The organism is Kitasatospora sp. NPDC048298 (assembly GCF_043201465.1).
GTDB lineage: Bacteria > Actinomycetota > Actinomycetes > Streptomycetales > Streptomycetaceae > Kitasatospora.
Genome location: NZ_JBICYZ010000029.1, coordinates 42,374 through 69,293 on the forward strand (window position 1 = coordinate 42,374; position 26,920 = coordinate 69,293).

Sequence of the window (26,920 nt, forward strand, 5' to 3'; positions counted from 1 at the left end):
CAGGATCACTCCCCCAAGGGGGTCAGCCCGCGCGGAATCAGTCCGCCATGGCCTCCAGCAGCGACTCCTGCAGGGCGCCCAGCCACAGGTACGCCATCACCAGCGGCTTGCGCTCGTCACCGTCCGGCAGCTCGTAGAGGCCGTCCTCGTCGTCCTCGGTGACCTCCAGCCGGACGCCGACGGCCAGCCGCAGGTCGTTCAACGCGCCCAGCCAGCGCAGGCAGTCGGGCACGGCCAGCTTGAGCACCCCGCCGCCGTCGCCGAGGCCGTCCAGCGCCCGGACGACGAACAGCGCGTCGTCCCGCTTGCGGGCCCGCAGGTCCAGCTCGGTGAAGCGGCGGAACTCCCCGGACGCGACCTTCGCCTCCTCGTCGCTCGGCTTCTCCGGGTCGCCGTAGGCGTCCGGGAAGAGCCGGGCCAGCACCGGGTCGGCGGGCGCCTCGGTCGGCCCCTCGGCGAACAGCGCGGCCAGCGGGTCGTCGCCGCCCCCGCCCGGGCCGGGGCCGATCAGCTCCAGCAACTGCACTTCCAGCGAGCGCAGGATGGAGGCCTCCCACTCGTCCAGCGCGATCGCCGCGCCGCCACCGCCGGTGCTCTCGAACAACCCAGCCATCTGTATCGGTCAGCCCGTCTTCGTCGTCTTCGGTCGTACGGCCGGCGGCCCGGCACCGATCGGGTCGGTACCGGCCGCCCGTGCCCGGTCGCGCCGGCGTCCGTTCCGCCGGCGCCGGTCGGCCCGGCGTCAGTCGTGCTGCAGCGTCGCCCAGAGGCCGTAGCCGTGCATCGCCTGGACGTCGCGCTCCATCTCCTCGCGGGAGCCGCTGGAGACCACCGCCCGACCCTTGGTGTGGACGTCCATCATCAGCTTCCTGGCCTTGTCCTTCGGGTAGCCGAAGTAGGCCTGGAAGACGTACTGGACATAGCTCATCAGGTTGACCGGGTCGTTGTGCACGATGGTCACCCAGGGCGTGTCCGGCTCGGTCACCGGTACCCCTTCGACCTCCGGGCGCTCGATCTCCACGGGCGCGACGCTCACGCCGGATCCTCCTCGCTGCACAGTCGTCCGTAACCCCTCACGCCCCATGCTGCCATCCGGGCGACACCCGGGCGATTCCGGCCCGGCATGCTCCGCGAGAAATCGTCACTCTGACGCTAAGTGGTAGTAGCATCATCCGTATGGACGCCACTTCAGTGCGCGCGGCCGGCTCGACCGCGCTGCTCACCGACCGCTACGAGCTCACCATGCTGCAGGCCGCCCTGCGCAGCGGGGCCGCGCACCGCCGCTCCGTGTTCGAGGTGTTCACCCGCCGCCTGCCGAGCGGTCGCCGCTACGGCGTCATGGCCGGCACCGGCCGGGTGCTGGACGCCGTCGAGAACTTCCGCTTCACCACCCCCCAGCTGGACTGGCTGGCCGGCCAGGACGTGGTCGACGAGGACACCCTGCGCTTCCTCGCCGACTACCGCTTCCGCGGCGACGTCCACGGCTACCCCGAGGGCGAGGTCTACTTCCCCGGCTCGCCGCTGCTCACCGTCGAGGGCAGCTTCGCCGAGGCCGTGATCCTGGAGACGGTGATCCTCTCGATCCTCAACCACGACTCGGCCATCGCCGCGGCCGCCTCCCGGATGACCGCCGCCGCCGGCGGCCGCCCGGTGATCGAGATGGGCGCCCGCCGGGCCCACGAGCACGCCGCCGTCTCCGCCGCCCGGGCCGCCTACGTGGCCGGCTTCGCCGCCACCTCCGACCTGGAGGCCGGCTTCACCCACGGCATCCCGACCACCGGCACCGCCGCCCACGCCTTCACCCTGGTGCACGACAGCGAGCGGGACGCCTTCAAGGCGCAGATCGCGTCCATGGGTCGCGGCACCACGCTGCTGGTCGACACCTTCGACCTGCGCGAGGCCGTGCGCACCGCGGTCGAGGTGGCCGGCCCCGAACTGGGCGCCGTCCGGATCGACTCCGGCGACCTCACCCTGCTGGCCCACCGGGTCCGCCGCCAGCTGGACGACCTCGGCGCCGACCGGACCAGGATCATCGTCACCTCGGACCTGGACGAGTACGCGATCGCCGCCCTGGCCGCCGCCCCGGTGGACGGCTACGGCGTCGGCACCAGCCTGGTCACCGGCAGCGGGCACCCGACCTGCGCGATGGTCTACAAGCTCGTCGCCCGCGCCGAGACCGACGGCGGGCCGCTGGTGCCGGTGGCCAAGCGCGCGGCCGGCGGCAAGACCAGCATCGGCGGCCGCAAGTGGGCCGCCCGCCGGCCCGACGCCGACGGCGCGGCCGAGGCCGAGGTGGTCGGCACCGGGCCCGTCCCGGAGGAGCTGCGGCCGCACCTGGTGCAGGTGCCGCTGGTGCTGGCCGGCGAGACCGTCGGGCGGGAGCCGCTGAGCGCCGCCCGCGACCGGCACGTGCGCGCCCGCGCCGCGCTGCCGCTGTCGGCCACCCAGCTGTCCAAGGGCGACCCGGTGCTGCCGACCGAACTGGTGCTGCCCGCCGGGCCGGCCCGCTGAGCCGAGCCCGGGGCCGGTCCGGCGTTCCGGCCCCGGGCGCCGGACCCGCCCCGGGGCTTCCGCCCCCGCGCGCCACTCCCTAGAGTCAGCCGTAGAGTTCCCCGAGTTCCCCCGGAGCTCCCCGAGGACCCCCCGCGCCCGGCACGGCCGGGCCGCGCACTCCCGAGGGCTCCCCCACCGGGGCGCCGCCTCCCGCGGGCCCCCGAGATCCGAGGTTGCGAGCCATGTACCGGGCACTGATCGTCGTCGACGTGCAGAACGACTTCTGCGAGGGCGGCAGCCTGGCCGTCGCCGGCGGCGCCGAGGTGGCCGCCGCCATCACCGACCTGATCGCCGAGTCCTCCCCCGGCTACCGGCACATCCTCGCCACCCGCGACCACCACATCGACCCGGGCGCCCACTTCTCCGCCGAGCCGGACTACGTCGACAGCTGGCCGCCGCACTGCGTGGCCGGCACCGAGGGCGTGGGCTTCCACCCCAACTTCGCACCCGCCGTCATCTCCGGCGCGGTCGAGGCGGTCTTCGACAAGGGCGCCCACTCGGCGGCGTACAGCGGCTTCGAGGGGCTGGACGAGAACAACCGCGGTCCGGTGGAGTGGCTGCGCGAGCGGCAGGTCAACCGGGTCGACGTGGTCGGCATCGCCACCGACCACTGCGTCCGGGCGACCGCGCTGGACGCCGCCCGGGCGGGCTTCACCACCCGCGTGCTGCTGGACCTCACCGCCGGGGTCGCCCCGGAGACCACCGCCGCCGCGCTGGCGGAGCTGCGGGCGGCCGGGGTCGAGCTGGTCGGCGAACCGGTGGTGCGTCCGTAGCGGCTCCGGTGGACGCGGGCGCGGTGCCCGCGGAGCCGCCGTCCGCTCAGACCACCAGCAGCTCCACCACGTCCGTCCCGCCGGCCCGGTACGCCTCGCGCAGTTCGCCGCCGACCGCGTCCGGGTCGGCGGCCAGCCGCGCCCCGCAGACGTACACCACCCGGACGCCCAGGTACTCCATCCGCTGCCGGCCGCCGCGCACCCAGGCGGCCTCGCCCTCGCTCACGCAGCGCAGCTCCGGGTCCACCTCCACCGCGACGCCCCGCTCCGGCCAGTAGAGGTCCGGGACGGCGATGTAGGTGCCGCCGCCCATCCGCAGCTCCGGGGCGTTCAGCGGGGCGGGCAGCCGCCACTCATCCACCAGCCGGCCCAGCCGCTCCAGCACCACGTCCCGTTCGGCGGCGAGGAGTTCGTCCAGCGCGGCCCGCACCCGGGGCTCGCGGGTCAACCCGGAGTCGGCCAGCTCGGTCACCAACTCCTGTACCGTGCAACGGTTCCCGGGCCCGGCGACGGCCTCCCGCAGCACCGCGCGCACCGGCGCCGGGCCACCCGGCTCCGCCGTCCACTCGACCAGCGCGTCGGCGACCGCCCTGGCCACCGGCGCACAGGCCAGGCCGTGCACCGAGCGGGCCACCAACTCCCTTTCGGTGCGCCGGATCCGCACCCCGCCGACGTCCTTCAGCCGGCGCTGCCGGGGCACCAGGACGTCCACCCCGGTCACCGCGGGCAGCCGGGGCACGACGGTGAAGCCGTACAGCGCCAGCGCGGCCGCGCCGGTGATCACCGCGCCCTCCCCGCGGCCCTCCTGGCGCCCGTTCTGCGCGGCGTACAGCAGCGCGGCCCACATCCGCTGCTCGGGGGTGGGCTCGGCGGCCTGCAGCAGGTAGACCCTGGGCAGCATCCGCTGCCAGGGACCGCCCCGGCGGCAGTGCTCGGTGATGATCCGGGCCGGCACGCCCCGGGCGCGCAACTGACTCGCGGTGACGACGTTCTGCTGACGCTTCGCCAGGTCCTCCAGGGACGGCGGCGGGGACGGAATCCGGTAGCTCATGCCGACACCATCCCCAACCGCCAGGACCCGCGACCGGGACCCTGACGCACTGTTACTCAACCGTCGCGAAACCGGGATCAGCCCGCACTAAAGTCCTCATACCCTCACTCATTTGGAGTAATTGACGCTCATCAGGTTGTCATATGTGATCGAAAACGATCGCCGACCTGGTCGCCTGACCCAGAGTGACCAAGGGCATACGGCGAGGGACCCCCAAGGCGTCAATCCCGCCCCGGGGATTGCCTAGGCTTACGTCATGTCACGTGACGAGACCGCCGGCCTCCGCGCGGCCCAGCTCCGCCTCGGCCGCCTGCCCGGATACGTCCGCCGCCCGGACCCCGCCCGCCGCAGCGGCGAGAAGGGCCATACGTACAAGAAGGGCTGGGAGGTCCGCTTCACCGCCCGCAGTGAGGCCGAGATAGCAGAGATCCGCGACCTCGTGGTCGCCGCCGGGTTCGCCCCGGCCAGGCCCTTCTTCAAGGGCCACCAACTCATCCAACCCGTCTACGGCATGGCGGCCGTGCAGGCCTACCTGGCCGCTAGACAGGCAGCCGAGGAACACGCCGCCCGGGCCGCGCTCGGCCGCCGACGACGGGCGGCGGGACGGCCCGCCGGAACCCTCGCGGCCGGCGGCCTCACCCCCGGAACGCTGACCGGCGGCGGGCACGCCCCCGGGGGGCACGCCGCGGGTGGACACGCCCCGGGCACTCACGCCTCAGGCACTCATGGCGCGGGCACTCATGGCGCGGGTGGGCACTCCTCGGGTGCGGCGCACCGGCGCGAACGCGAGGAGGCCGCCGCCGGGGCGGCCGCGGCGGCTGCGGCCGCTGCCGCCACGGCGGCACAGGCGGCCCGACGGCGGGCCGTCGAAGCCTTCCCGACCCAGGTCGAACGGGACAGCGCCGCCGACCGGATCTCCCCCACGGAGGCCCGGACCACCTCCTGACGGGCAGTCGATCCGCCCGCCCCACCGCCCCGGCCGGTCCCGTCCAGACCGCCGGGGCGCGGTCGATGGGCGCGGCGAGCCCCGGCCCGCCGCCTCCGTGCCCGCCGTCCCGCGCACGCCGGCCCCGATGGGCGCCGTCCCCCGTGCACGCCGTCCCCAGTGGGCGCCGTCCCCCGTGCGGTCGTCACCGCGGTGACGACCATGCCCCCGTCCGTGGTGATCTTCACGACGATCTCCGTGCTGATCGCGAGCGCGGTTGTGCGGGTGGTTGTGCGCGCACAGGTTCGCGCCCTGGGCGTGGACGCCAGCCTCCCCAGGCCCTACGGTGGCACATCAACTGCCTTGCAGCCATCGCCGTCCACACCCTCTGACCAGCCGCGACACGCTCGCACCTACGAGTCCCACGCCACTGCGCAGCCCTGCCCCGCCGGCCCTCGCCGGCCCCCCGCCCGGCCGTCCCGCCGCCTCGTCGCACCCGTTTCTCCACCGGAACCGGCCTGGCGGCGGCGGGTTCCGGGCATTCCATCGGATTGGTCACCCAGCGCACCGAGGGCCTACCGTAGAGTGAGCACAGATGATCGACCGTCAGAAACCCATCTCCCTTTTCGAGAAGCCGAGATGACCAACCGTCACGAGAGTCCCGCCGAGCCGCCCCCGGGGCCCGGCGAGCCGGCGGACGTACCACTGGAGTTCACCGCTTTCTGCGAACTCCACCGCCCCCGGTACCTCAGCTACGCGCACGTGTGGCTGACCGAGCACAGCGCCGCGACCGCCGCCGTCCAGCAGGCCTTCGCGGAAATCGCGGTGCTCTGGCGGGAGTTGATGGGCAGCTCCAACCCGACCGCGCACGCCTGGGATATCCTGCGCGGCACCGTCGCCGAACACAGCCGCCGGATGCCCGCCGACCGGGACCGCCACCCGGCCGACGACGACCTGGCGATCCTGCACTACGTCGTCGGCCTCGCCGCCCCCGAGATCGCCGACGTCATCGGCACCGACGCCGCCAGCGTGGCCGGGCGGCTGCGCCGCACCATGCTGCGCGAGGCCTCCGGCTGGTGACGCCGCGCCCCGGCCGCCGGCCGCGGCCCTTCCGCCAACCCCCCGCCCGGTCTCAGACCCGCTCGCCCGTCACGTCGAACAGGTGGTGCACCGGGTCGTGGATCAGGTACCGGGAGAACGACTCGACCGTGAACCGCGCCCCGTCGCTGCGGTTCCCGGTCCGCTCCCACTGCGTAGCGGCCACCCGCTCGAAGGCCGCGGCGAGCGTCTCCGCGGCCCGCGCCAACTCCCCGGCCACCACCCGCGGATCCTGCTCCCCGTAGCGCTCGGCGACGGCCGTCCCGTCCTGGTCCCAGTTGGGGAACAGCGGGTCGTCCCGGTCCAGCATCAGACCCAGCCGGACGTCGAACAGCCGGAAGACGTCCCGGACGTGGCACGCGTACTCCAGCGCCGACCACACCCCCGGCGCCGGCCGCCGGCGCAGCCCCTCCCCGTCCCCCGCCAGCACCGCCAGCCAGCCCTCCGCGTTGGCCCGGACCATCCCGGCGACGCCCTCCCGCACCACCCGCGGGGTGTCCAACCCGCAGTCGGGGCAGGGACGTTCCAGCACCCAGGTCCAGTCCTTGGTGTCCGGGACGATCCCCGCGTCGACGGTGGCCCCCGGCGTGCTCTCAGAAGTACTCATGGGCCCAGCATCCCCGCCACCGGAGGGCCCCACCAGCGGCATTGACGCCAGCCGTCGCCGAATTACTGCCACCCCGGCGCCCCACCCGGCGACTCGCCCGACACGCGCCCCCATCCCCACGCGCACTCCAGGACAAATACGTGGACGAACCGGAACCCGACCACCCATCCTGGGCACCATGACCGCCGATCTCGCCGCCCTCGCCGTCAAACCCACCCTGCACGGCCCCACCATCCGACTCGTCCCCCTCGACGAACGGCACACCGACCCGATGTGGGAACTCTGCGCCGACGAGGAGACCAACCGGCTCACCGGCACCCGCACCGCCTTCACCCGCGACCGGATCCACCACTGGTGCACCACCCGCGCCGAACAACCCGACCGCCTCGACCTCGCCGTCGAAGACCCCACCACCGGCCGCTTCCTCGGCGAAACCGCCCTCACCGACGTCGACCCCGACAACTCCTCCGCCAGCTACCGGATCGCCCTCACCCCGGACGCCACCGGCCGCGGCATCGGCACCGAAACCACCCTCCTGGTCCTGCGCCACGCCTTCGAGACCATCCGCCTCCACCGCGTCCACCTCGAAGTCTTCGAGTACAACGAACGCGCCGCCCACGCCTACCGCAAGTCCGGCTTCACCCTCGAAGGCCGCTCCCGCCAAGCCCACCACTGGGACGACCGCTACTGGGACGTCCTCCAGATGGCCGCCCTACGCACCGAATGGCTCGCCACTCACTGACCCCGCCGCCGCCCCCGCACCACGAGCACCACGACGAGCCCGACCACCAGCGCCAGACCACCCGCCGCCACCCCCACGACGGCCCCCATCCCGTTCCCGCTGCTACCCCCGCCCTCAGCCCCGGGAGCAACAGCCTCCTCCGACACCCCATCCGTCGGATCATCCGCCGGCGGCGCCCCCTGCGACTCCTTCCGCCCCACCAACGGATTCTCCCGAGGCCCGTCGTCCACCCCAGGATTCGCCTCCAGCGCCTTCCCCGGCGCCAGCACCCCGTACCCGTACCGGTCACTCGGCACCGCAGACCCGTCAGCCGGAGGAGTGGCCGTCTTGATCAGTCGATTGACCACCTGCCCGGCCGACAGGTTCGGGTACTTCGCCCTGATCAACGCCGCGGTGGCGGACACGTAGGCGGTGGCGTCCGACGTGCCGTTGCCGACGCCGTAGCCTGCCGAGGACTTCGCACTCGCCCGGTAGATCTCCGCTCCGGGAGCTGCCAACGTGGTCTCCGGTCCGTACGTCGACTTCTCCCACAGGTGTCCTTGCCGGTCCACCGCGCCGACCGCCACCACTCCTGGGAAGGCGGCCGGGTACTCGACGGGTGCAGCCTGTTGGCCGCTGTTCCCGCTGGACCCGACGAGGACCACATCGTGGTCGACGGCGTACTTGACCGCCGCTCGGGTCTCCTGATCGGTACCTGAGTAGCCGCCGATCGACATATTGATCACCTTGGCGCCGTGGTCGACCGCGAACCGGATCCCCTTCGCCAGGCCGCTCTGCGCCACGGCATCGTTGGGATTCCAGCTCACCCTCACGGGAAGGATCTTTGCCGCTGGGGCGAGGCCCATGATTCCGGCGTTTTCCCCGTGCCCGTGACCTGCGATGAGGCTGGCCATCCCGGTGCCGTGGCCGTCCTTGTCGACTGTGCCGTCACCACCCTCGCCAGTGAAGTCGGCGCCGGAGAGGACCTGGCCGACCAGGTCCTGATGGTCCTTCATCACACCGCTGTCGACGACGGCAACCGTGACACCACTGCCCCGCGACACCGGCCAGAGCGCACTGTCGGCTCGATAGCCAGTCAGCACCCATTGGGCGTCACGAGTACCGTCCGCGCAGGCCTGCCCCGTCCCGATCGCAGCGACCAGGCCGCCAACCGTCAGCGCAGTCACTCCACGCCGAAGCCGCCAGTCTCCCAAGGCTGGTCACCCCACTCAGCACAGCGGTGGCGCCCGTGGTCCATGAACCACCGGGGCCCCAATCGAATCACCTGGGTCTCCACAAGAACCAAGGTCATTTCACCACGTTCGAATTGGCGGGCTTGCCCGACTCCCAGGTCTCCTCGTCCTCCACGAGGTAATCCGGTCGACTCCTGGCCTTCTCCTTTTCCTTGGCACGCCCATGAGCCCCTCCGAACGGGACCGCGGAACCCGCGGATGCTCCGGAGGGAATCGCCGACTCCGTGCGGAGACGGTTGCGCTGACCCAGGCCGGAGCCGCCTTCGGTGAAAGCCCTCTTGCTGCCAGGCGCCGCCTCACCCGAAGGCGCCTTGCCTCCGGATGCCGCTCTCCCGCTGTCGCCGACCACGGTGCCGCCGGTTCGGCCCGCTCCGGGGCCGAACTGGCCGGGGCTGCCCCCGTGAATACCCGCAGCACCCCGTGCCGCACCGCCACGAGCGTCACCCAGCCGTCCTCCCTGATCGTTCCAACTGGTAGTCCCCCGCTCAACGAGCGTCTGGTTCTCACGTCCACCGGTGAACGGGCCACGCACCGTCTCCCCCTTGCCGGGCCCGATCCAAGTGGGCCCGGTTCCGGTCTGCGGTCCGGCCGCAGCGGGGGTAGGCGTACCTGCGACGCCACCCGGTTGCGGCCCGGCCGCTGTCGGCTTCGCAACCGCGGTCACGCCGTCAACACCCGTGCCCGCACCGTAGCTGGCCCCTTCGGGCTTCGTCGGAGCCTTGGCCGTTCCGCCTTTGATCCCGGGTTCTGAGGAAATCGGCGTGCTTCCTGATACTGCCGACCGCTTGGGAGCGACGCCACCGCTACTCCCACTGCGGTTCCGGGGAACCGGTGGAGCCTCCGCGGACTTCTCGAAGGGCCCTCCGACCGCGCGCAGGTTTCCGGCACCCATTCCGGTCATCACACCGCCCGCCGCAACGAACGCACTCTGATCACTGGCCGTCTGGTCGGTGAAGTCGTCCCGTCCCCCGGGATTCACCGGCGGCCTCTTCGGGTCGTACGGCGGTGGGGGCTTCAGGGCCGGGGTGGCGATGCGGTAGTGCATGGCGAGGGTCTGCATGATGGCGGCCGCTTCGGCCTTCTTGCGGTCGGCGAGGGGGATGTGTTCGTCGTCGTCGCCGAAGAGGGCGTCGCCGACGGTGTCCTTGACCTTGTCCCAGTTGCCGGGTTCCTCGGGCATGTCGCGTTTGGCCTTGGCCATGGCCTCGGAGGCGTTGTGGAGGATGTTGGCCGCGTCGTTGGCGTAGGCGGCGGCGTTGTTGATGCTGGCGGCCAGGGTGAGCATGCGGGTGTGGAAGGCGTCGCTGGTGGTGCCTTCCCAGGAGGTGGCGGCTTCGGTGCTGGCTTTGGTGAGGGTCTGGCGGATCTGTTTGAGGGTGTCGGCGGCCTTGCGCCAGGGGTCGCCGGCGGCCATCACCGCGCCGGGGTCGAGGGCCTGTGCCATCGTGCGGAGTTGGGCGTGGCTGTACTTGGTGAAGTCGGTGTAGACCACGGGCGGTCGGCCTCCGTTCGGTCCGGGCGGGCGCGGGTCAGACGGTGGCGTTGCCGCGGGTGGACGGGGTGCGGTTCTGCTGGGCCGCGGCCTGGCTGCTCGCGGAGGGGTGGGCGACGGACCAGCCGTCGTCGCCGACCTTGAGCTTGGTGGCGGCGTGCCGGTCCTGCTCCTCGTAGTTGACGGCGGTGAGGTCGGCCTTCTGCTGGGCCTCGTCCACGGCGTCCTGGAGCTGGTTGAGGACGTCGCGCAGCGCGTCCCGCATGGTGCCGTAGCGGCCGTGGATCTCGGTGGCCTCGGCGAAGGTCCCGAAGGCGTTCTTGCCGATGGCGCTGCGGCCGTGCGTGTCGGTGCCGTCGGCGTGCTTCTGGAAGTCGGCGAGGAGGAGCCGTACTTGGCCGGCGAAGGTGCGAAGCTGTTCGACTTCGATGCGGTAGCCCTGTCCGGCTCCGCCGGTGGAGCCGGTACCGGTGGTCCCTGTTCCCATTTCGGCGCCCCCCGTGCGTCCGTCCCTGGCGGTCGGGGCCGGGCCCCGGTGTCTCATGTCTAACACACCGGGTCCGAATCCGGCCCGGGGCTTGGTCAGTTCGCGTTCGTCCCCGTCTGTTGGGCGTCGGCGAGGGCGCGGCGGCAGAGGGAGTCGGCGTGCCGGGTGGTCTCGGGGAGGCGGTAGTGGCGGGCGAGGTCGAGGGTGGTGCGGACGGCGGTGTCGAGGCCGGTCCGGTGGCCGACGGAGACGAAGACGGGTTTCACGCCGGTCCTGGTGCGCACCGCGCGGCCGACCTCCTCGCCGGTGGCGGGGTCGGTGAGGGGCGTCCAGGAGCCGCGGGCCGCTTCGGGTGTGTGGTGGTCGAAGGTGAAGGGGGTCTTGGCGACGCCGAGGGTGCGCAGTCCGGTGAGGATGCCGAGGTGGCTGGCGAGGCCGAGGCGGCGGGGGTGGGCGAGGCCGTAGCCGTCGCAGACGACGGTGTCGGGGGCGTGGGTGAGTGCGGCCAGGGCGTCGAGGACGGCGGGGAGTTCGCGGAAGGCGAGCAGTCCGGGGACGTACGGGAAGGCGATCCGGCCGACGGCGGTGGCCTGTTCGACCACCTCCAGGGTGTCCTGGTCGAGGAGGACGGCGGCGGCGGCGACGAGGTCGCGGTCGTCGTCGTAGGCGACGTCGACGCCGGCGATGAGCGTGCCGGGGGCGGCGGGGTCGTGGCCCGGGTCGTCGTGGGCCTGGACGAGCGGGCGCAGCCGCTCCTGTTCGGCGAGTGCCTCGGCCTCGGTAGTGGGCCAGTCGGCGGGGATGGGCATGGTCGGTTCCCCCGGGTGGTGGTGGCGTGTGCGGTGACGCGTGGTGTCGACGGGTTTCGGTTCACCGTACCGACCGGGTCGGACGACCCCGGGGTGAGCCCGTGCGCCCCCTGTGCCCCCGCGTTCGGGGACTAGCCTGGACGTACCCGTCTCCCCGTGGGGTTGGACCACGGGATCCGGCACCATTCCCGCCCGTTCCCCCCGACGTGCGAAGGACCCCCCGCCATGCCGCGCCCCTCCGTCGCCCAGGCCTGCCTCGGCTCGTTCACCGTCGTCGCCTCCACGGTGGCACTGCTGGCCGTCTCGGGCGCCTCGGGCGTCCTGGCGGTCGCGGTGCTGGTGGGGTTCGCGCTGGCGCTCGGCACCGTGGTGACGGTGCTTTCGATGTCGGCCGCCGCGGCCAGGTCGGCCGCCGGGACGGCTGCTCCCGCGGATCCGGCCGGTGCGGCCGGCCGCACCGCGGCCGCCGCCGGGCACGCGTACGCCCGGCAGCGCTGATCGGCCGCCGGGCGCGGGCGTGTCCTGCCGCTCCGCTCAGACTTCCGTGGTGACCACCACGGTCTTCGCGGCCTTGTCGTGCAGGCACTGCCGGTAGGGCTTGTCGAAGACGCCGAAGAATCCGTCGACGATCCACCAGAGCGCGGCGCAGCAGATGACGGCCGGGAGGATGAAGACGGCGGCGCGGGTCCAGGCGGCGGACGGGGTGGGTTTGTTCCCGTCGACGAGCATGGCGACGCGGATCTTCATCGCCTTCTTGCCGAGGGTCTGGCCGTCCCGGCTGAGCATCAGGGCCTCGTAGACGAGGTAGATGGCGCAGCCGAGCCAGAACGCCTCGGTGGAGCCGTTGCGTGTGCTGAGGTCGACGAAGGGCCCCACGACGATGACTGCGATGACCTGCACCAGGATGTAGTCGATCAGCCGGGCGAGGATCCGTTTGGGCCAGGTGCCGAGCGGCGGCATACCGGGGACGGGGCCGGCGCCGGGTGTGCCGTACGCGCCGGGTCCGTAGCCGGTGCCGTGGCCGGGCGGCGGCTGGTCGTACGGGGGTTGGCCGTAGGGGGACTGCCCGTAGGGGTCCTGACCGGGCGTCGGTTCGCCGTACGGGCTGCCGCCGTAGGTTCCCCGGTAGGCGCCGGGGCCGCCGGACTGGTCACCGGACTCGCCGCCGGACTGGCCGTTGGACGGGGTCGGGCCCGACGGCTCGCCTTCCGGCGTGCCGCCGCCCGGCTGCGGGGGCTGCTTGTCGAAGGAGGGCTTGCCGCCCCCCTCCGGCTGGGAGCCTGAGGGGTCGTGGGTGCTCATGTCCCCGAGTAGAACATCACGAATTCTCGATATTCGGGACATTCTGTCCGTTTTGCACTGGCCCCTGGCTGCCCTCAGCCGCGCACCACCCGGGTACGGGCCGCGCGGTCCTGCCAGCCCCGCCGGGCCGTACGGTCGAACACCGGCCAGACCAGTCCGAGCAGCAGCACTGTGCCCAACTGCCGCACGACCCACCGGAGCAGCGAGCGGCCGAGGCTCAGCCTCGCCGCCCGGGCGGCCGGCGCGGCGGCGTCCACCACGCGGATCCGGGTCAGTCGTTTGCCGAAGGTCTGGCCGGTGCGGGCGACCGGCAGCACCTCGTAGAGCAGGCTGACGAACAGCAGGATGCCGAGCAGCACGGCGACCTTGCCCAGCACCACGTCGTCCACCAGCCAGACCTGGACCTGGCGCCGGGCGAGGACGCTGGCCATCCGGGCCTGGTCGACCTTCCGCTGGAGGTGGTCGGTCACCGAGCGGCCGAGCGGGATCCCGGCGGCGACCGCGACCACCAGCAGGACGGCGGTGTCCACCGCCCGCGCCGCCAGTCGGCGGCCGAGGCCGGCCGGCTCGGCGACCCGGGCGTTCCTGCCGGCCCGACCTGTCCGACCTGTCCGACCGGTCCGGCCGGTCCGGCCGGCCCGAGCGCTGCCGGCGGCCCCGGCGGCCCGCGCGGCCCCGGAGGACGCGGTAACGGTGGCGGCGGAGGCCGAGGCGGACGGGCGGGGCTGGACGGCGGTCTCGCGGAGCGTCCGCACGGCGGGCAGCGGAGTGACGGGCGCCGTCGCCGCGACCGCCGCCGTGGCCATGGACTTCGAGGCGGCCGCGACCGCGGTCGCGGTCGGCCCCGGTCCCGGGCCCGGAGGGGCGGCCGCCACCGCCTCTTCGCCGATCACCGGCACCGACCCCGAGGCCAGGACGGCCGGCACGGGCACCTCCCGCACCGCGACCGCCACGACGGGAGCGCCGGCGGCGGCCAGTTCCGCGGCAGCCGGAGTGCGCTCGGGCTCCGCGCGCCCCTGCTCCACATCGAGTGCCTCCGGAAGCACCCCCCAGGAGACCCAACGCGGTGCGTCGCCCGTGTCCATCAGGCCCCGCTGCGCCCGCGGATCGGCCTGCCAGCCGGATTCCCCGACACCCTGGAACGGGGCCGGGGAAGGGAAAGGGGAAGGGGAAGGCGACGGGGACAGGGGCGGGGCCGAGAAAGCGGCCGAAGCCTGGACCGGGACGGCCCCGGGCGGCTCGGCGCCGGCGAAGCCCGACGGCACCCCCGCGGACGGCACCCCCACGGCCGATACCCCCACGGCCGGCATCCCCGCCGAAACTCCCGGCGACGCCCCCGGTCCGTCGACCGTCCGGAACACCGGCCCGCCGATCACCTCCGCCACCCGGGGCCCGAGCACGAAGGACGCCCCACCCGAGGTCTGGTCGAAGTACACCGGCCCGGTGTCGCCCCCACCCGCCGGCAGCCCGGCCCGCATCTCCGCCACCGACCCCGAGGCCACCGCCTCCGAGGCCACCGCCTCCGAGGCCATCGACCCCGAGGCCATCGATCCCGAGACCGCCAGTCCCGGGACCACCGGTTCCACGACCACCGGTTCCGGCACCCCGACCGCCCCCGGCAGCGCGGCCTCCGGCACCACCGGCGGCGGCACCACCCGCGCCGCCGCACCGCCCGGGGCGGGCCGCCGGGTCACGTACCGGGGCGGCTCCAGCACCTCTCCCCCGGCGGGCGCGGGCCGGCTGGTGCCGGGCACCCACGCCGCGCCGCCCCAGTACCGGACGTAGCCGGGGATGGACGGGTCGGGGTAGTAACCGGGCTCGGGCGCGACGGCCGGGTCGCCGTCGGCGGCGAAGGGGCGGTCCGTCATGGGGGTCTTCTTTCCTGGCAGGTCCTGACGAGGAGGGTGCGGGCCGACCGGGCCCGACCACCGCAGGCGCGTCCACCCGCGCGCACGACCCGGCGCGCTCCCGGCGGTCGGCGCGCGTGGGGGCACCGCCGGTGGGCGGAAAGTCGCCGGGCAGTCACAAAGGGTAGTACCTCATCGGAGCCGTGACGGAAAGTTCGCGATTCGCCGGACAGCGGAGGGCTGCTCAAGGTAGAGAACCAGGCGCACGGCGACTGCCCGCACGCCGTGTCATCCGCTGTTCACCACCCCTCACCGGACTTCCCGAAGAAATCCCGGAAACGTGTGTAAGAGCCGGTGCGGACCGCCCTCTCAAAGGTCACAGGGGCCCGAAGCCGGGCACAACCCGAAGACAGAGAGGAAGACGATCATGGAGCGTCCCGTCAGCGTCGTCGAGCACGAGCTGGAGCTCAACCTGGTGCTCTCGCCGGAGCACAGCGTCCCCGTCCCGGCCCGGCTTTCCTACGGCAGCCACGACCCGTACGCGGTGTACATGACCTTCCACCTGGACACCGGTTCCCCGGTCACCTGGGTGTTCGCCCGCGAGCTGCTCGTCGAGGGCACCTTCCGCCCGTGCGGCCAGGGCGACGTGCGGATCTGGCCGACCCGTTCGGGTCGGCGCAGCGTGCTCTGCCTGGCGCTGAGCTCGCCCGCCGGGGACGCGCTGCTGGAGGCCCCGCTGCCGGTCGTCGCGGCCTGGCTGGAGCGGGCGCACCGGCTCGTCCCGCCGGGCAGCGAGCTGGCCGCGCTGGACATGGACGGCTCGCTCGCCGAGCTGCTCGCCTAGGCGTGCGCCGCAGCGTGCAGTGGCACGTACGGCAACACGAGCACGAGCCCGGGCGCGAGCGCGAGAACGAGCGGCGGGCTCGGCGGAAAAACCGGAAGGACCGGAACGACCGGAACGACCGGAAGAAGCAGGATCCAGAGAAGCAGGAGCGGCGCCCCCGCCGGCTCAGCGGGCCGCGGGGGCCTGCTGACGACCGCGGGCGGCGTCCGGGCCGCCGGCGTCCCGCTGTCCGGGCAGCCGCACCAGCGGCGCGCCGGCCGAGAGCCGTCGGGCCCTTATCCGGACGGCGGCGGCGAGCAGGAAGCAGAGTCCGACCCACGGATAGACCGAGGTCGGCAGCTGGCGCCAGAGCGGCATGTCGAGGACGGCCAGGCCGACCGGCTTCGCGGCCCACATCGCGAAGGACAGGAAGGCGACCAGCGTGGCCCAGAAGACGGCCCGCCAGCGCAGCCGACGGACGCCGACCGGGCGGGCGTGCTCGACCGAGGCCTCGGCGGCGAGCAGGACGAGCATCGGCACGCACCAGACCCAGTGGTGGGTCCAGCTGATCGGCGAGATCAGCACGGCGGTGACGGCGGCGCAGCAGACGCCCCAGGCCTCGGACCGGGGCAGCCAGCGGCCGCTGCGCGCGGCCCAGGCGGCGACGCCGAGACCGGCCAGCGCGACCATGCCGGCTCCGACGGTGGCGACGGTGCCGGGGTCGGCCGAGTGCAGCAGGCGGGCGAAGGCGCCGCGCATCGACTGGTTGTCGACGATCCAGGTCTTGCCGACCCGGGAGGAGTCGTAGAGGTACTTGGTCCAGAAGCCCCAGGTGGCGTCGGGCAGGACGAGGGCGCCGAGCAGGAAGGTGCCGAGGAAGGTGAGGCCGGCCACGAAGGCGGCCCGGATCCGGCCAGTGATCAGCAGGTAGACCGCGAACAGGCCGGGGGTGAGCTTGATGCCGGCGGCGATGCCGATCGCCACGCCCTTGCTGCGCCGCCCGTCCGCACGGGTGAGGTCCCAGAGGATCAGGCAGGCCAGCGCGAGGTTGATCTGGCCGTAGCGGAGCGTGGTGAAGACCGGTTCGAGCCAGACCCCGAGGCCGGTCACCAGGATCACGCCGATCGGCCGCAGCTCGCGGCGCGGCCAGCCGACCAGCTTGAACGACAGGTGGGTCAGCAGGGCGAGCAGCCCGAGGTTGCCGAGAGTGATCGCCACCCGGAGGAAGGGGACCGGGAACCAGGTGGTCGGGACGAACAGCATCGCCGCGAACGGCGGGTACGTCGCGGGCAGGTTCCACTCGGTGACGCGCAGCGCGTACAGGTCGGTGCCGTCGGCCACGGCGGCGCCCTCGGCCCGGTAGACGATCATGTCCACCATCGAGGTGTGGACGAAGTGCCGGACCACCGCGTACACCAGCAGGGACAGCAGCGCCACGGCGGAGGCGGCCAGCAGCGGGCGGCGGGGGGCCTCGCGCAGCGCCCGGACGGGGGCACCGAGGGCCCGGCGCAGCCGGTCCGACAGTGGGGCGGGCGAGGGGTCGGGTGCGGTCCGCACCGGGCTGCGCTCGTCTTGCACCGCTGTCACTGTCCACTCCGTCCACGGCTCGGCCAACCAGCGACGATACCGGATGCCGCCCGACTGGGATCGGACACGATCAACTACGCAGCGTGACGCGTCGGCTCTGACCGGCCCCGGCGCCGACCCGGGGGAAGGGCACACCGGTCGCCGTGGGGGTGACGGTCGGGGTGCGGGTCGGCGCCGGGGTGGTCGGGTGACCGGCACGACCGACGCTAGCCGCGGCCCGGGGCCGTGACCGCCGGGCTGAGCGAGGGGTAGAACTCCCTTAGGTCGCCGTTAAGGATGAGCCCGTACGAGAAGGACCCGCCCGACGCGCCCAGCCGCCCGGGCCGCTCCCAGCCGCCCCACCGCCCGGGCCGCTCAAGCCACCGCCGTCGCCGCGCCCTGCCGTCACTTCTGGAACAGCGCGCCCCGGGTCCGCCGCCGTCCGCCCCGCGCGGGCGGCGCCTCCTGCGGCCCGGTGCGCAGCCGCAGCCGGGTCTCGGCGCCGCCGAGCACCGCGGAGCGGCCGAGCACGACGTCCCCGCCGGTGGACTCGGCGAGCTTGCGGACGATGTCGAGGCCGAGGCCGGTGGAGCCCTCGCCGCCGTGTCCCTCGCCGCGTCTGAGGGCGGTGGCCGGGTCGCTGTACCCCGGTCCGGCGTCGCCGACCAGGACGATCACCGAGCAGCCGGTGGCCAGCACGTCGACCGAGAAGGCGGTGCCGACGGCGGTGTGCCGGAAGACGTTGCCGAGCAGCGCGTCGACGGCGGCCGCCAGGTCCCCGCGTTGGACGGGCACCGGCGCCGCCTGCTCCGCGCCGGCCAGCTGCCAGCGGCGCCCCTCGTCCTCGGCCAGCGCCGACCAGAAGGCGACCCGCTCCCGGATCACCTCGGCGGCGTCGCAGCCGACCGCGACGGCGGGCGCGTCCTCGGGGGCGCGGCGGGCCGAGCGGATGATCTGGTCGACCTCGCGCTCCAGTTGGGCGACCGCGTGCCGGGTGGCGTCGGCCGCGTCGCCCTCGCCGAGCGAGGCCGCGTTGAGCCGCAGCACGGTCAGCGGGGTGCGCAGCCGGTGCGACAGGTCGGCGGCCAGTTCCCGTTCCGCGGCGAGGAGTTGGACCACCCGGTCGGCCATGGTGTTGAACGCCTGGCCGGCCTCGCGCAGTTCCTCGGGGCTGCCCTCGACCTGCTTGCCCTCCACCGGGACCCGCACCGAGAGGTTCCCGGCGCCGAGCGAGCGGGCGGCGGCGGCGAGCTTGCGCGCGGAGGCGACGATGCGGCTGCCCATCCGGTCGGCGACCAGCACGGAGATGGCGACCAGGCCGAGCGCCACGGCGGAGAGCACCTGCCAGGCCGTGGCGACGCCCCTGGTGAGGTCGCTCTCGGCCACGAACACCTCGACCACCGCGGTCCGCCCGGTGTCCACCGCGACCGGCTGGAGCAGGGCGTACCCGCCGGCCACCTGCACGGTGAAGGAGCGGCCCTGCCCGCCGGCCGTGGCCACGTCGGCCGCCGCGGCGCGCCCCTCCCCCAGCATCGGCCCCCCGGGCCCGCCGACCGCGGCGGCCGCCACACCGGGACCGCTCGCACCAGGACTCCCCGCGCCCGGACCCGCAGCGGGACCACCCACGCCGGCACCACCCACCCCGGCGCCCCCGGCACCGCCGTCGTGGAGCGCGTCGCCGCCCCCCGCCCCGGCGGGCTGCCCGGCCGCCGGGAGGTGGACCGCCATCCGCCCCTGCCCGCCGGCGTCCGTGCTGGCCAGGGCCCGGGTGATCGCGTCCTCGTCGGTGGTGATCGCCAGCGCCGGTCCGAGCGCCGCGGCCTGCCGCTCGGCGGCGGTGAACGCCCGGTCCCGCGCGGTCTGTTGGACCATCATCCCGAGCGGGATCAGGAAGGCCAGCGCGACCATGGTGGTGCCGGCCACGGCGGCCTTGATCAGGGCCCAGCGCAGCGAGCGCCCGAACCGCCTCATGTCCGGTGCTCCGCCAGGCCCCCGGCGGCCTCCAGCCGGACCCCGACGCCCCGGACGGTGTGCAGGTAGCGGGGGTTGGAGGCGGTCTCGCCGAGTTTGCGGCGCAGCCAGGAGAGGTGGACGTCGATGGTCTGGTCGCCGCCGTAGGTCTGCTGCCAGACCTCGGCGAGGATCTCCTTGCGGGGCACCACCACGCCGGGCCGGGCGGCCAGGAAGGCCAGCAGGTCGAACTCACGGCGGGTCAGGTCGAGCGGCCGTCCGTCCAGCGCGGCCTCCCGCCGCTGGAGGTCGATGGCCAGTCCGCCGACCCGCAGCACCTGGGCGACGGGCGCGGCGCCGCCGCCGAACCGGCGCAGCACGGCGGTCATCCGGGCGCTGAGGTGCTCCCCGGAGAAAGGTTTCACCAAGTAGTCGTCGGCGCCGTCGTTGAGCAGCCGGATGATCTCGGCCTCGTCGTCCCGGGCGGTGGAGACGATCACCGGCACGTTGGTCAGGCCCCGGATCATCTTGAGTGCCTCGCTGCCGTCCAGGTCGGGCAGGCCGAGGTCGAGGATCACCAGGTCGCAGCCGACCTGGGCGACCTCCCGCAGCGCCTCCAGAGCCGTGCCCACGCTGCGGACCGCGTGACCGGTGTCGGTCAGGTGGCGGATGAGGGCGGAACGTACGAAGGGGTCGTCCTCGACCACGAGCACTGTTGCCATGGGCCTGCACGGTACGCCATCGCCGGTGAGTGGTCTGTACCTCGGGGGTGGGTCCGGACATTGTGCAACTGCCCTGCTGAATACCGGGGGTGCCGGTCTCCTTCCGAATGGAAATACGGCAGGATGTGCGGACGATGCGGAACGGACTGGTACAGCTCGGCGCCTGGGCGGCGGCCACCGGGGCGGCGGTGGCGCTGTCCTGGCTCGGTGTGCACGCGGTGCTGACCGGCGCCGCGTTCGAGCAGCCCACGGCGCTGCCGCTGCCCTCCCCGAAGGCCGACGGCACGCCGCACCCGGCGCCCGCCACCCCGGACCCGCCGCACTCCGCCGCACAGTCGACGCCCCCTTCCCCGGCGGCCTCACCGACCACCGCCGCCACCACCGCCACTTCCACCGCCGCCACCACCCCGCACGGCCCGGCTCCCGCCACCACCACGGCGTCACCGACCCGCCGGCCCGCCCCCACCGCCACCACGACGTCCACGGTGAAGAGCTATCCGATCCCGGGCGGCAAGGTCGCGCTGGACCTGAAGCCGGACCGGGCCACCCTGGTCTCCGCCACCCCGGACCCGGGCTGGCAGATGCTGGTGTGGACGGACGGCCAGTGGCTGCGGGTCGACTTCGTCCGGGACACCGAGACCAACTCGGTCATCGCCTCCTGGAACGGCCACCCGCCGATCGTGGAGACGGTGATCCGCTGAGGCCCGCCTCTCGACGGTCCCGTCAGGCGTCAGGTCGTCAGAAGCCCTCGCACGGTACGTACCCCGGCAGGTACGGCCCCGCGTACCCCGCCCGGTCCACCAGCGTGTGCCTGGTCCCGCCCGGCACCGCGATGGTGGCCAGCACCACCGCGCCGTAGTCGTCCCGCGCCTCGTACGGCTCGGCCAGCGACAGCGCGCCCCGGTCCACCGCGTAGTCGTACGCGTAGTAGACGTCCGGCACGCTCACCGAGAGGTCCAGCACCCCGTCCCCGTGGCGGTCCAGATGCTCGGTCAGCTCCCGGCCGCGCCGGCCGGTGCTCCGCACCGGGGAGGTGAGCACGATCCGCGTCCCCGGTGCGGCGAGGACGTACGAGAGCGTCTCCGGCTCGCCGGTCTCCGGCCCGGCGTACGCGGTGCAGCGCAGCCCGAGCGCGGCGCAGTAGCGGCGGGCCGCCCGCTCGGCGTCGGCGACCGCGAAGACCACCGCGTCCGCACGGCCCATCGGCAGCGGCCCCGCCTCCGCCGGGTCCGCTGCGAGGCCTGCCCCGAACGGTGCGAGGCCTGCCCCGAACAGGGCTGGTTCGGCGGCGGTGTCGGTCATGATGACTGCCCTCCCGGTTGGCGTACGGACCATCCTGGCCGCCCCGGCACCCGGGGGTGGGGCCCTGGGCGCGGGGGTGTGGCTGGAGGGTGGCGCCGGGCCGACCTGCGCGCAACTGTTCCGTTTCCTCCTGGTCAAGCTGTGCTCCGGAGCGGGAGAATCGGCCGCGCAGCTGTACAGAATGCCCACCCCAGGACGGTGCCGCGAATGCCCCCCGCCCACTCCCCGAACTCCCCGGGTTCCCCCGGCGCAGCCAACTCCTCCGCCCCGCAAGGGGCTTCCGCCGCCCCGCCGGTCAGCACCAACGACGCCATCGACCCGCTGGACGGCCGGCTGATCCGGCTGCTCGCCGAGGAGCCCCGGATCGGGGTGCTGGAGTGCTCGCGCCGGCTGCAGGTCGCCCGGGGAACCGTGCAGGCCCGGTTGGACCGGCTCCAGGCCAAGGGCGTGATCGGCGGCTTCGGCCCGGAGGTGGACCCGGCGGCGATCGGCTACCCGGTGACGGCCTTCGCCACCCTGGAGATCTCCCAGGGCCAGGGCGCGGACGTGCGGGCGCACCTGGCGAGCGTGCCGGAGGTGCTGGAGCTGCACACCATCACCGGGATCGGGGACATGCTGGTGCGGATCGTGGCCCGGTCCAACGCCGATCTGCAGCGGGTGATCGACCGGGTGCTGGGCTTCGACGGGATCGTCCGCTCGTCCACCGCGATCGTGCTGGAGAACCCGGTTCCGTACCGGATCCTGCCGTTGGTGGACCAGGCCGCCGCCGAGTAGGAGGGGAGACACGGCCCGACGCGCCGATTTGGCACATCCGTGAGGCGTCGGTGGCCGCAAGATTTATATATGAACGTTCTACTAACTCTCGCGCCGCCCTCCGGTCCGCTGAAACGCGTGCCGACCGAGCCCTCCCCCGGGTCGGCCCCCGCATGACGAACGCGGTCGCGGCCGACGGAACCGCCCCCACCCTCATCGCCTCCGCCCAGCGCGCCCTGCGCCTGCTGCAGGCGGCCGCCGGCTACCCCAAGGGCGCCACCGCCAAGCAGCTCGCCCGGGACACCGGCCTGGCCCTGGGCACCACGTACCACCTGCTGCGCACCCTGGTGCACGACCACTACCTGGAACGCCACAGCGGCCTCTACCTGACCGGCCCCGCGGTCGCCGGGCTGATCCGGTACGACGGTCCGGCGACGGGCCGGGCCCGGCTCAAGGCGCTGCTGGGCATGCTCGCCGACGAGCTGTCCGCCGCCGTCTACTTCACCTGGTACCGGCACGGCGAGGTGGAGCTGGTCGAAGCCGCCGAGGCCCCCGGCGCGCCGCTGATCGACCGGGCCGGCTTCCGGGCCGCCGCGCACGCCACCGCGGCCGGCAAGACCGTGCTGGCCCTGATGACCGCCGAGGAGCGCCGGGACCACCTGGCCCGCTACCCGATGGTGCCGTTCACCCCGTACACCCTGCGGGACCCGGCGTGCCTGCCGCTGCTGCCGCGCCAGGGCCCGCGCCGGGTCGTCCCGATCACCCAGTTCCAGGAGTACGAGATCGGCTCGGCCGGTGCGGCGGTGCCGATCGTCGCGGGCAACGGCATCGGCGCGATCTCGGTGTCCCTGCCGATGGCCCAGGCCCACCGGCTGGCCGGGATCGCCGCCCAGCTGCACACCCGGCTGGGCGACGACTTCGCCTCGGTGGCCTTCGGGATCTGACCGCGCCGGGGCCGGTCAGCCCCGGCGCCCCAGCGGGAACGCCGGCCGTGGGGGACGGTCAGCAGGACGGGACGGTGCCGCCGCTCCTCAGCGCCTGGAGGGCGGAGACCGACTCCGCGAGGTTGCCGACCGGCACCAGGCGCAGCGACGCCGGGGTGTTCACCTTGGCGTCCGTGCACTCGTCCTTGGGCAGCAGGAACACCGTCGCGCCGTCCCGGGCGGCCGCCTGCGTCTTCAGGGGGACGCCGCCGACCGGGCCGACGGTGCCGTCCTTGTCGATGGTGCCGGTGCCGGCGATGGTGCGCCCGCCGGTGAGGTCGCCGCCCTTGCCGTCGCCGGCCAGCTTGTCGACGATGCCCAGCGCCAGCATCTGGCCGGCGCTGGGGCCGCCGACCGCCCCCAGGTCGATCTTGACCTTCACCTGGTCCGGCGACAGGTGGAGGTAGTCCAGCGCGGCCGCGGTGGCGGCGTCCTGCGACTCGGCCATCTGCTGGGCGGTCGCCTCGTCGGCCTTCGCCGGGTTGCTCTCCGGGTAGACCGTCTCGGTCGGGCGGACCGCCTCCTTCGGGTCGAACCACGCCTGCAGCGAGCGCCAGAAGGTGTTCTTCTGCCCCGGGTTGGTCGCCGTGATGGTGACCATCCGCAGCTCGCCCTCGGTGGTGCGCAGCGGCGCCCCGGTGATGGTGAGGACCGGCTTGTTCTCGTACGTGCCCAGGGTGTCCGCGGTCAGGCCCGGCCAGGTGACGGTGTACGGCAGCGGCACGAAGGCGGCCACGCCGAACAGCGCGGCGACCAGCACCCCGCAGAGCGTGAGCGCGCGGGTCCGCGGGGAGGTGAGGGCCTTGGTGAGCTTGGTCTCGGACACAAGGGGAATCCAAACACACCCGACGACCCGCGCGGGTGCTACCTCAGGGCGTCGGCCACCTCGGTCGCCGCCTCCACCACCCGGGGGCCGACCCGCTCGGGCACCATGCCGTTCAGCATCACCACGCCGACGCTGCCCTCGATGCCGCTGAGTCCGACCAGTGCGGCGGCCGCCCCGCTCGCCCCGGACTGCTCCTCCGCACGGGTGATGACGAAGCCCTGTTCGGGCCTGCGCTGGCTGGGGAAGGTGCGCGCCTCCAGGATCGCCCGGCCGGCCGCGCTCTCGGTGAGCGGGTGGCGCAGGCCGGTCCGGTAGGCGACGTGGAAGTCGGTCCAGCTGGGCTCGACCACGGCGACGGCCAGCGCCTCGTTGCCGTCCACCAGGGTCAGGTGGGCGGTGGCGCCGAGGTCCTCGGCCAGGCTGCGCAGGGCCGGGAGGGCGGCCTCGCGCAGCAGCGGGTGCACCCGGTGCGCGAGGCGCAGCACGCCGAGGCCCACCCGGGCGCGCCCGCCGATGTCCCGTCGGACCAGTCCGTGCTGCTCCAGGGTGGCCAGCAGCCGGTAGACCACCGTCCGGTTGACGGCCAGCCGGGCGGCCAGCTCGGTCACGGTGAGTCCGCGCTCGGAGTCGGCGAGGAGCTTGAGGACCCGAACGCCGCGGTCCAGGGTCTGGGAGGTCTCGGCAGTCACGACGGGCAATCCTTTCCGCGGCGCTCGCGGGGCGGGCGGCGCCGTTCCAAGGTCGGTGTCGCGCGCAGGTGGGGGTGGCCGCGCTCGGTCCGCACGGCGTCGTCCTTGACGCGTGCGGCCCTGCGACGCCGTCCCGCGGGGGTTGCCCGACGGAAGAGCGTGGGGGAAAGGTAGTGAAGGAAATGACGCGGCGGAAGTGGTTGTCCAAAATTCGGGCGTGATCGACTTCAACACCGCCTCGAATTCGGGACGAACCCCCGCGATTCGCCGGGTGCGCCGGGCCGCGGCCGCGCCCCCGGTCCGGTGACCGGACGCGCCGGAGCGAGCGCCCCGGAGCGGACACGGCGGAGCGGGCGCGGCGGACGGAGCCGCGCCCGCTTCCGGCTCCGCTACCTGGCCCACTCCCGGATCTTCGCGATCCGCGCCTTGAGCTGGTTCGCGGTGGCCTGCGCGGTGAGCGGCCCGCCGCACTGGCGGCGCAGCTCGTTGTGGATGGTGCCGTGCGGCTGGTCGGTGCGGTGGTGCCAGGCGGCGACCAGCGCGTTCAGCTCCTTGCGCAGCTCCCGCAGCTCCTGGTGGGTGACCACCGGCCGCTCCTCGGCCGGCAGCTCCAGCAGGTCGGCCTCCTCGGCGGGCTTGGCCTTGCTGCGCTGGATCTGCCGGTGCTGGCGCTTCTGCAGCAGCATCTGCACCTGGTCCGGTTCCAGCAGGCCCGGGATGCCGAGGTAGTCCTCCTCCTCCTCGCTCCCCGGGTGGGCCTGCATGCCGAACTCCATGGCGTTGTACAGCACCCGGTCGAAGACCGCGTCGGAGCCCAGCGCCTCGTACGAGAACTCCTCGCCGCCGGCGCCGTCCGGCCCGTCGTTGGCCCGCTCGGCCTCGGCGAGCAGCCGGTCCTCCTCGTCGAAGAGGCCCTCGCCCTCCTTCTTCGGCCGGTCGAGCACGTGGTCGCGCTGGAGCTCCATCTCGTTGGCGAAGCCCAGCAGCAGCGGGATGGTCGGCAGGAACACCGAGGCGGTCTCGCCGCGCTTGCGGGCGCGCACGAAGCGGCCGACGGCCTGGGCGAAGAACAGCGGGGTGGAGATCGAGGTCGCGTACACGCCCACGCACAGCCGGGGCACGTCGACGCCCTCGGACACCATGCGGACCGCGACCATCCAGCGCGAGGTCCCCGCCGCGTAGTCGGAGATCCGCTTGGACGCCTCGGTCTCGTCCGAGAGCACCAGGGTGACCTTCTCGCCGCTGATCTCGCGCAGCATCTTGGCGTACGCCCGGGCGACGTTCTGGTCGGTGGCGATGACCAGCCCGCCGGCGTCCGGGATCGCCTTGCGGACCTCGGTGAGGCGCCGGTCGGCGGCCTGGAGCACCGCCGGGATCCACTCGCCCTGCGGGGACAGCGCGGTGCGCCAGGCCTGGGCGATCAGGTCCTTGGTCATCGGCTCGCCGAGCCGGGCCTCCAGCTCGTCGCCGGACTTGGTGCGCCAGCGCATGTTGCCGCTGTAGCTGAGGAAGATCACCGGGCGGACGACGTGGTCGGCCAGCGCGTGCCCGTAGCCGTAGGTGTAGTCGGCGACGGACTTGCGGATGCCGTCGCCGCCCGCCTCGTACGCCACGAACGGGATCGGGTTGGTGTCCGAGCGGAACGGCGTACCGGTCAGCGCCAGTCGGCGGGTGGCCGGTTCGAAGGCCTCGAAGCAGGCCTCGCCCCAGGACTTGGAGTCACCGGCGTGGTGGATCTCGTCCATGATCACGAGGGTCTTGCGGGCCTCGGTCCGGTTGCGGTGCAGCATCGGGTTCACCCCGACGCCCGCGTAGGTGACCACGATGCCGTGGTAGTCCCGGGACAGCGGCCCGGAGGAGTACGCCGGGTCCAGCCGGATGCCTATCCGTGCGGCGGCCTCGGCCCACTGCTTCTTCAGGTGCTCGGTCGGCGCGACGACGGTCACCTGCTGCACCAGGTGGTTGTGCAGCAGGTACGAGGCCAGGGTGAGCGCGAAGGTGGTCTTGCCTGCGCCCGGGGTGGCGACCGCGAGGAAGTCACGCGGCTGCGTCTCGATGTACTTGTCCAGCGCGCCCTGCTGCCAGGCCCGCAGCTTGCCCGCGGTGCCCCAGGGGGCGCGGCCGGGGAAGGCCGGGGAGAGGTGGTGCGAGCCAGCGGGCGCGGCATGGCCGACGGATCGGACGGGGGCCTGCGACTCCGGTACGTCGGAGAACAGCGGCATCGAGGAGGCGGCGGCAGTACTCACGGTCTCCGAGGGGGATCATCGCAGGTCAGAGGCGGTTTTGCGGCCTCGCCCCGCGGTCGGGCGGCGATCGGACAACCCGCCCAGCGTACCGGCCCGGCGCCGTTCGAGCCTCCAGGCGAGGCTCCACGGCGGGCCCGCGCGG

General features: G+C 73.8%; 28 protein-coding genes and 1 pseudogene. 11 read left to right on the forward strand and 18 right to left on the reverse strand.

The features are described from left to right. Positions 1-37: 37 nt before the first annotated feature. Both ACGF0D_RS21830 and clpS read right to left on the reverse strand, forming a co-directional pair. The gene (locus ACGF0D_RS21830) at positions 38-613 is read right to left on the reverse strand and encodes a DUF2017 domain-containing protein (RefSeq protein ID WP_392881017.1); all 576 of its coding nucleotides are present in this window, start codon (positions 611-613) and stop codon (positions 38-40) included. A 129-nt stretch (positions 614-742) separates the two neighbouring features. Beyond that, positions 743-1,036, reverse strand: a complete 294-nt coding sequence (gene clpS, locus ACGF0D_RS21835) for an ATP-dependent Clp protease adapter ClpS (RefSeq protein ID WP_049654313.1) — start codon at positions 1,034-1,036, stop codon at positions 743-745. A 140-nt stretch (positions 1,037-1,176) separates the two neighbouring features. Here clpS and ACGF0D_RS21840 point away from each other — a divergent pair, with 140 nt between their 5' ends. Continuing rightward, positions 1,177-2,511, forward strand: coding sequence for a nicotinate phosphoribosyltransferase (locus tag ACGF0D_RS21840; RefSeq protein WP_392918583.1), 1,335 nt, complete (start codon positions 1,177-1,179; stop codon positions 2,509-2,511). Between the two features lie 224 nt (positions 2,512-2,735). After that, the gene (locus ACGF0D_RS21845) at positions 2,736-3,326 is read left to right on the forward strand and encodes an isochorismatase family protein (protein WP_392918586.1); all 591 of its coding nucleotides are present in this window, start codon (positions 2,736-2,738) and stop codon (positions 3,324-3,326) included. A 46-nt stretch (positions 3,327-3,372) separates the two neighbouring features. Here the strand turns inward: ACGF0D_RS21845 and ACGF0D_RS21850 are convergent, their stop codons facing one another. After that, entirely contained in the window at positions 3,373-4,377 is a 1,005-nt protein-coding gene (locus tag ACGF0D_RS21850) for a hypothetical protein (protein WP_392881012.1), read from the reverse strand. Positions 4,378-4,633: 256 nt separating this feature from the next. Between ACGF0D_RS21850 and ACGF0D_RS21855 the strand changes: the two genes are divergently transcribed. Then, positions 4,634-5,323: a hypothetical protein gene (locus ACGF0D_RS21855; protein WP_392881010.1), complete on the forward strand. Its 690-nt coding sequence runs from the start codon at positions 4,634-4,636 to the stop codon at positions 5,321-5,323. A 618-nt stretch (positions 5,324-5,941) separates the two neighbouring features. Then, positions 5,942-6,382 (forward strand): hypothetical protein, encoded by a 441-nt coding sequence (locus tag ACGF0D_RS21860; protein ID WP_392881007.1) that lies wholly within the window; start codon positions 5,942-5,944, stop codon positions 6,380-6,382. Between the two features lie 52 nt (positions 6,383-6,434). Here the strand turns inward: ACGF0D_RS21860 and ACGF0D_RS21865 are convergent, their stop codons facing one another. Then, positions 6,435-7,007 carry a DinB family protein gene (locus tag ACGF0D_RS21865; RefSeq protein ID WP_392918589.1) on the reverse strand — a complete coding sequence of 191 codons (573 nt, stop codon included), beginning with the start codon at positions 7,005-7,007 and terminating at the stop codon, positions 6,435-6,437. A 178-nt stretch (positions 7,008-7,185) separates the two neighbouring features. Between ACGF0D_RS21865 and ACGF0D_RS21870 the strand changes: the two genes are divergently transcribed. Further along, positions 7,186-7,749, forward strand: coding sequence for a GNAT family N-acetyltransferase (locus ACGF0D_RS21870; RefSeq protein ID WP_392881003.1), 564 nt, complete (start codon positions 7,186-7,188; stop codon positions 7,747-7,749). Here the strand turns inward: ACGF0D_RS21870 and mycP are convergent. From mycP to ACGF0D_RS21890, 4 genes are all read right to left on the reverse strand, one after another. Continuing rightward, a complete protein-coding gene (mycP, locus tag ACGF0D_RS21875; protein WP_392918592.1) occupies positions 7,743-8,915 on the reverse strand; it encodes a type VII secretion-associated serine protease mycosin in 1,173 nt (390 codons plus the stop codon). The two genes, ACGF0D_RS21870 and mycP, sit on opposite strands and share 7 nt — an antisense overlap. Positions 8,916-9,036: 121 nt before the next feature. Continuing rightward, positions 9,037-10,473, reverse strand: a complete 1,437-nt coding sequence (locus tag ACGF0D_RS21880; protein WP_392918595.1) for a WXG100 family type VII secretion target — start codon at positions 10,471-10,473, stop codon at positions 9,037-9,039. Between the two features lie 37 nt (positions 10,474-10,510). Further along, the gene (locus tag ACGF0D_RS21885; protein ID WP_392880999.1) at positions 10,511-10,960 is read right to left on the reverse strand and encodes a hypothetical protein; all 450 of its coding nucleotides are present in this window, start codon (positions 10,958-10,960) and stop codon (positions 10,511-10,513) included. 95 nt (positions 10,961-11,055) lie between these two features. Next, positions 11,056-11,769: an endonuclease V gene (locus ACGF0D_RS21890; protein ID WP_392918597.1), complete on the reverse strand. Its 714-nt coding sequence runs from the start codon at positions 11,767-11,769 to the stop codon at positions 11,056-11,058. 225 nt (positions 11,770-11,994) lie between these two features. On the opposite strand from ACGF0D_RS21890, the gene ACGF0D_RS21895 reads away from it, so the two are divergent. Beyond that, complete coding sequence (locus ACGF0D_RS21895; protein ID WP_392918599.1) at positions 11,995-12,267, forward strand: hypothetical protein; 273 nt, start codon at positions 11,995-11,997, stop codon at positions 12,265-12,267. A 36-nt stretch (positions 12,268-12,303) separates the two neighbouring features. Here ACGF0D_RS21895 and ACGF0D_RS21900 read toward each other — a convergent pair whose 3' ends face one another. Beyond that, on the reverse strand, positions 12,304-13,071 hold the full coding sequence (locus ACGF0D_RS21900; protein ID WP_392918602.1) for an RDD family protein: 768 nt from the start codon (positions 13,069-13,071) through the stop codon (positions 12,304-12,306). Positions 13,072-13,145: 74 nt separating this feature from the next. Beyond that, a complete protein-coding gene (locus ACGF0D_RS21905; RefSeq protein WP_392918656.1) occupies positions 13,146-14,096 on the reverse strand; it encodes an RDD family protein in 951 nt (316 codons plus the stop codon). 418 nt (positions 14,097-14,514) lie between these two features. Between ACGF0D_RS21905 and ACGF0D_RS21910 the strand changes: the two genes are divergently transcribed. Further along, the gene (locus ACGF0D_RS21910) at positions 14,515-14,856 is read left to right on the forward strand and encodes a hypothetical protein (protein ID WP_392918659.1); all 342 of its coding nucleotides are present in this window, start codon (positions 14,515-14,517) and stop codon (positions 14,854-14,856) included. Here ACGF0D_RS21910 and ACGF0D_RS21915 read toward each other — a convergent pair. Continuing rightward, a pseudogene (locus tag ACGF0D_RS21915) lies at positions 14,838-14,939 on the reverse strand (hypothetical protein); the annotation flags it as partial. The gene ACGF0D_RS21910 and the pseudogene ACGF0D_RS21915 sit on opposite strands and share 19 nt — an antisense overlap. Positions 14,940-15,345: 406 nt before the next feature. Between ACGF0D_RS21915 and ACGF0D_RS21920 the strand changes: the two are divergent. Further along, on the forward strand, positions 15,346-15,762 hold the full coding sequence (locus ACGF0D_RS21920; protein ID WP_188298732.1) for an SsgA family sporulation/cell division regulator: 417 nt from the start codon (positions 15,346-15,348) through the stop codon (positions 15,760-15,762). A gap of 165 nt (positions 15,763-15,927) precedes the next feature. On the opposite strand, the gene ACGF0D_RS21925 is transcribed toward ACGF0D_RS21920, so the two are convergent. From ACGF0D_RS21925 to ACGF0D_RS21935, 3 genes are all read right to left on the reverse strand, one after another. Next, positions 15,928-17,328, reverse strand: a complete 1,401-nt coding sequence (locus ACGF0D_RS21925; RefSeq protein WP_392918605.1) for a glycosyltransferase 87 family protein — start codon at positions 17,326-17,328, stop codon at positions 15,928-15,930. Positions 17,329-17,712: 384 nt separating this feature from the next. Continuing rightward, a complete protein-coding gene (locus tag ACGF0D_RS21930; protein WP_392918608.1) occupies positions 17,713-19,278 on the reverse strand; it encodes a sensor histidine kinase in 1,566 nt (521 codons plus the stop codon). Beyond that, entirely contained in the window at positions 19,275-19,979 is a 705-nt protein-coding gene (locus ACGF0D_RS21935; protein ID WP_392880979.1) for a response regulator transcription factor, read from the reverse strand. The genes ACGF0D_RS21930 and ACGF0D_RS21935 overlap by 4 nt, the downstream gene beginning before the upstream one ends. 134 nt (positions 19,980-20,113) lie before the next feature. Here ACGF0D_RS21935 and ACGF0D_RS21940 point away from each other — a divergent pair, with 134 nt between their 5' ends. Further along, the gene (locus tag ACGF0D_RS21940) at positions 20,114-20,680 is read left to right on the forward strand and encodes a hypothetical protein (protein WP_392918610.1); all 567 of its coding nucleotides are present in this window, start codon (positions 20,114-20,116) and stop codon (positions 20,678-20,680) included. Positions 20,681-20,717: 37 nt separating this feature from the next. On the opposite strand, the gene ACGF0D_RS21945 is transcribed toward ACGF0D_RS21940, so the two are convergent. Next, complete coding sequence (locus ACGF0D_RS21945; protein WP_392918612.1) at positions 20,718-21,281, reverse strand: VOC family protein; 564 nt, start codon at positions 21,279-21,281, stop codon at positions 20,718-20,720. Positions 21,282-21,488: 207 nt separating this feature from the next. Between ACGF0D_RS21945 and ACGF0D_RS21950 the strand changes: the two genes are divergently transcribed. Next, on the forward strand, positions 21,489-22,055 hold the full coding sequence (locus ACGF0D_RS21950; protein ID WP_392880971.1) for an Lrp/AsnC family transcriptional regulator: 567 nt from the start codon (positions 21,489-21,491) through the stop codon (positions 22,053-22,055). Positions 22,056-22,207: 152 nt separating this feature from the next. Continuing rightward, positions 22,208-22,978 (forward strand): IclR family transcriptional regulator, encoded by a 771-nt coding sequence (locus ACGF0D_RS21955; protein ID WP_392918615.1) that lies wholly within the window; start codon positions 22,208-22,210, stop codon positions 22,976-22,978. 58 nt (positions 22,979-23,036) lie between these two features. On the opposite strand, the gene ACGF0D_RS21960 is transcribed toward ACGF0D_RS21955, so the two are convergent. The 3 genes from ACGF0D_RS21960 to ACGF0D_RS21970 all read right to left on the reverse strand — a co-directional run bounded on the left by ACGF0D_RS21960 (position 23,037) and on the right by ACGF0D_RS21970 (position 26,754). Then, complete coding sequence (locus ACGF0D_RS21960; RefSeq protein WP_392880966.1) at positions 23,037-23,843, reverse strand: S16 family serine protease; 807 nt, start codon at positions 23,841-23,843, stop codon at positions 23,037-23,039. Positions 23,844-23,881: 38 nt separating this feature from the next. Further along, the gene (locus ACGF0D_RS21965) at positions 23,882-24,532 is read right to left on the reverse strand and encodes an IclR family transcriptional regulator (RefSeq protein ID WP_049654777.1); all 651 of its coding nucleotides are present in this window, start codon (positions 24,530-24,532) and stop codon (positions 23,882-23,884) included. Positions 24,533-24,921: 389 nt separating this feature from the next. Continuing rightward, positions 24,922-26,754, reverse strand: coding sequence for a DEAD/DEAH box helicase (locus ACGF0D_RS21970; RefSeq protein ID WP_392881355.1), 1,833 nt, complete (start codon positions 26,752-26,754; stop codon positions 24,922-24,924). Positions 26,755-26,920: the final 166 nt, after the last annotated feature.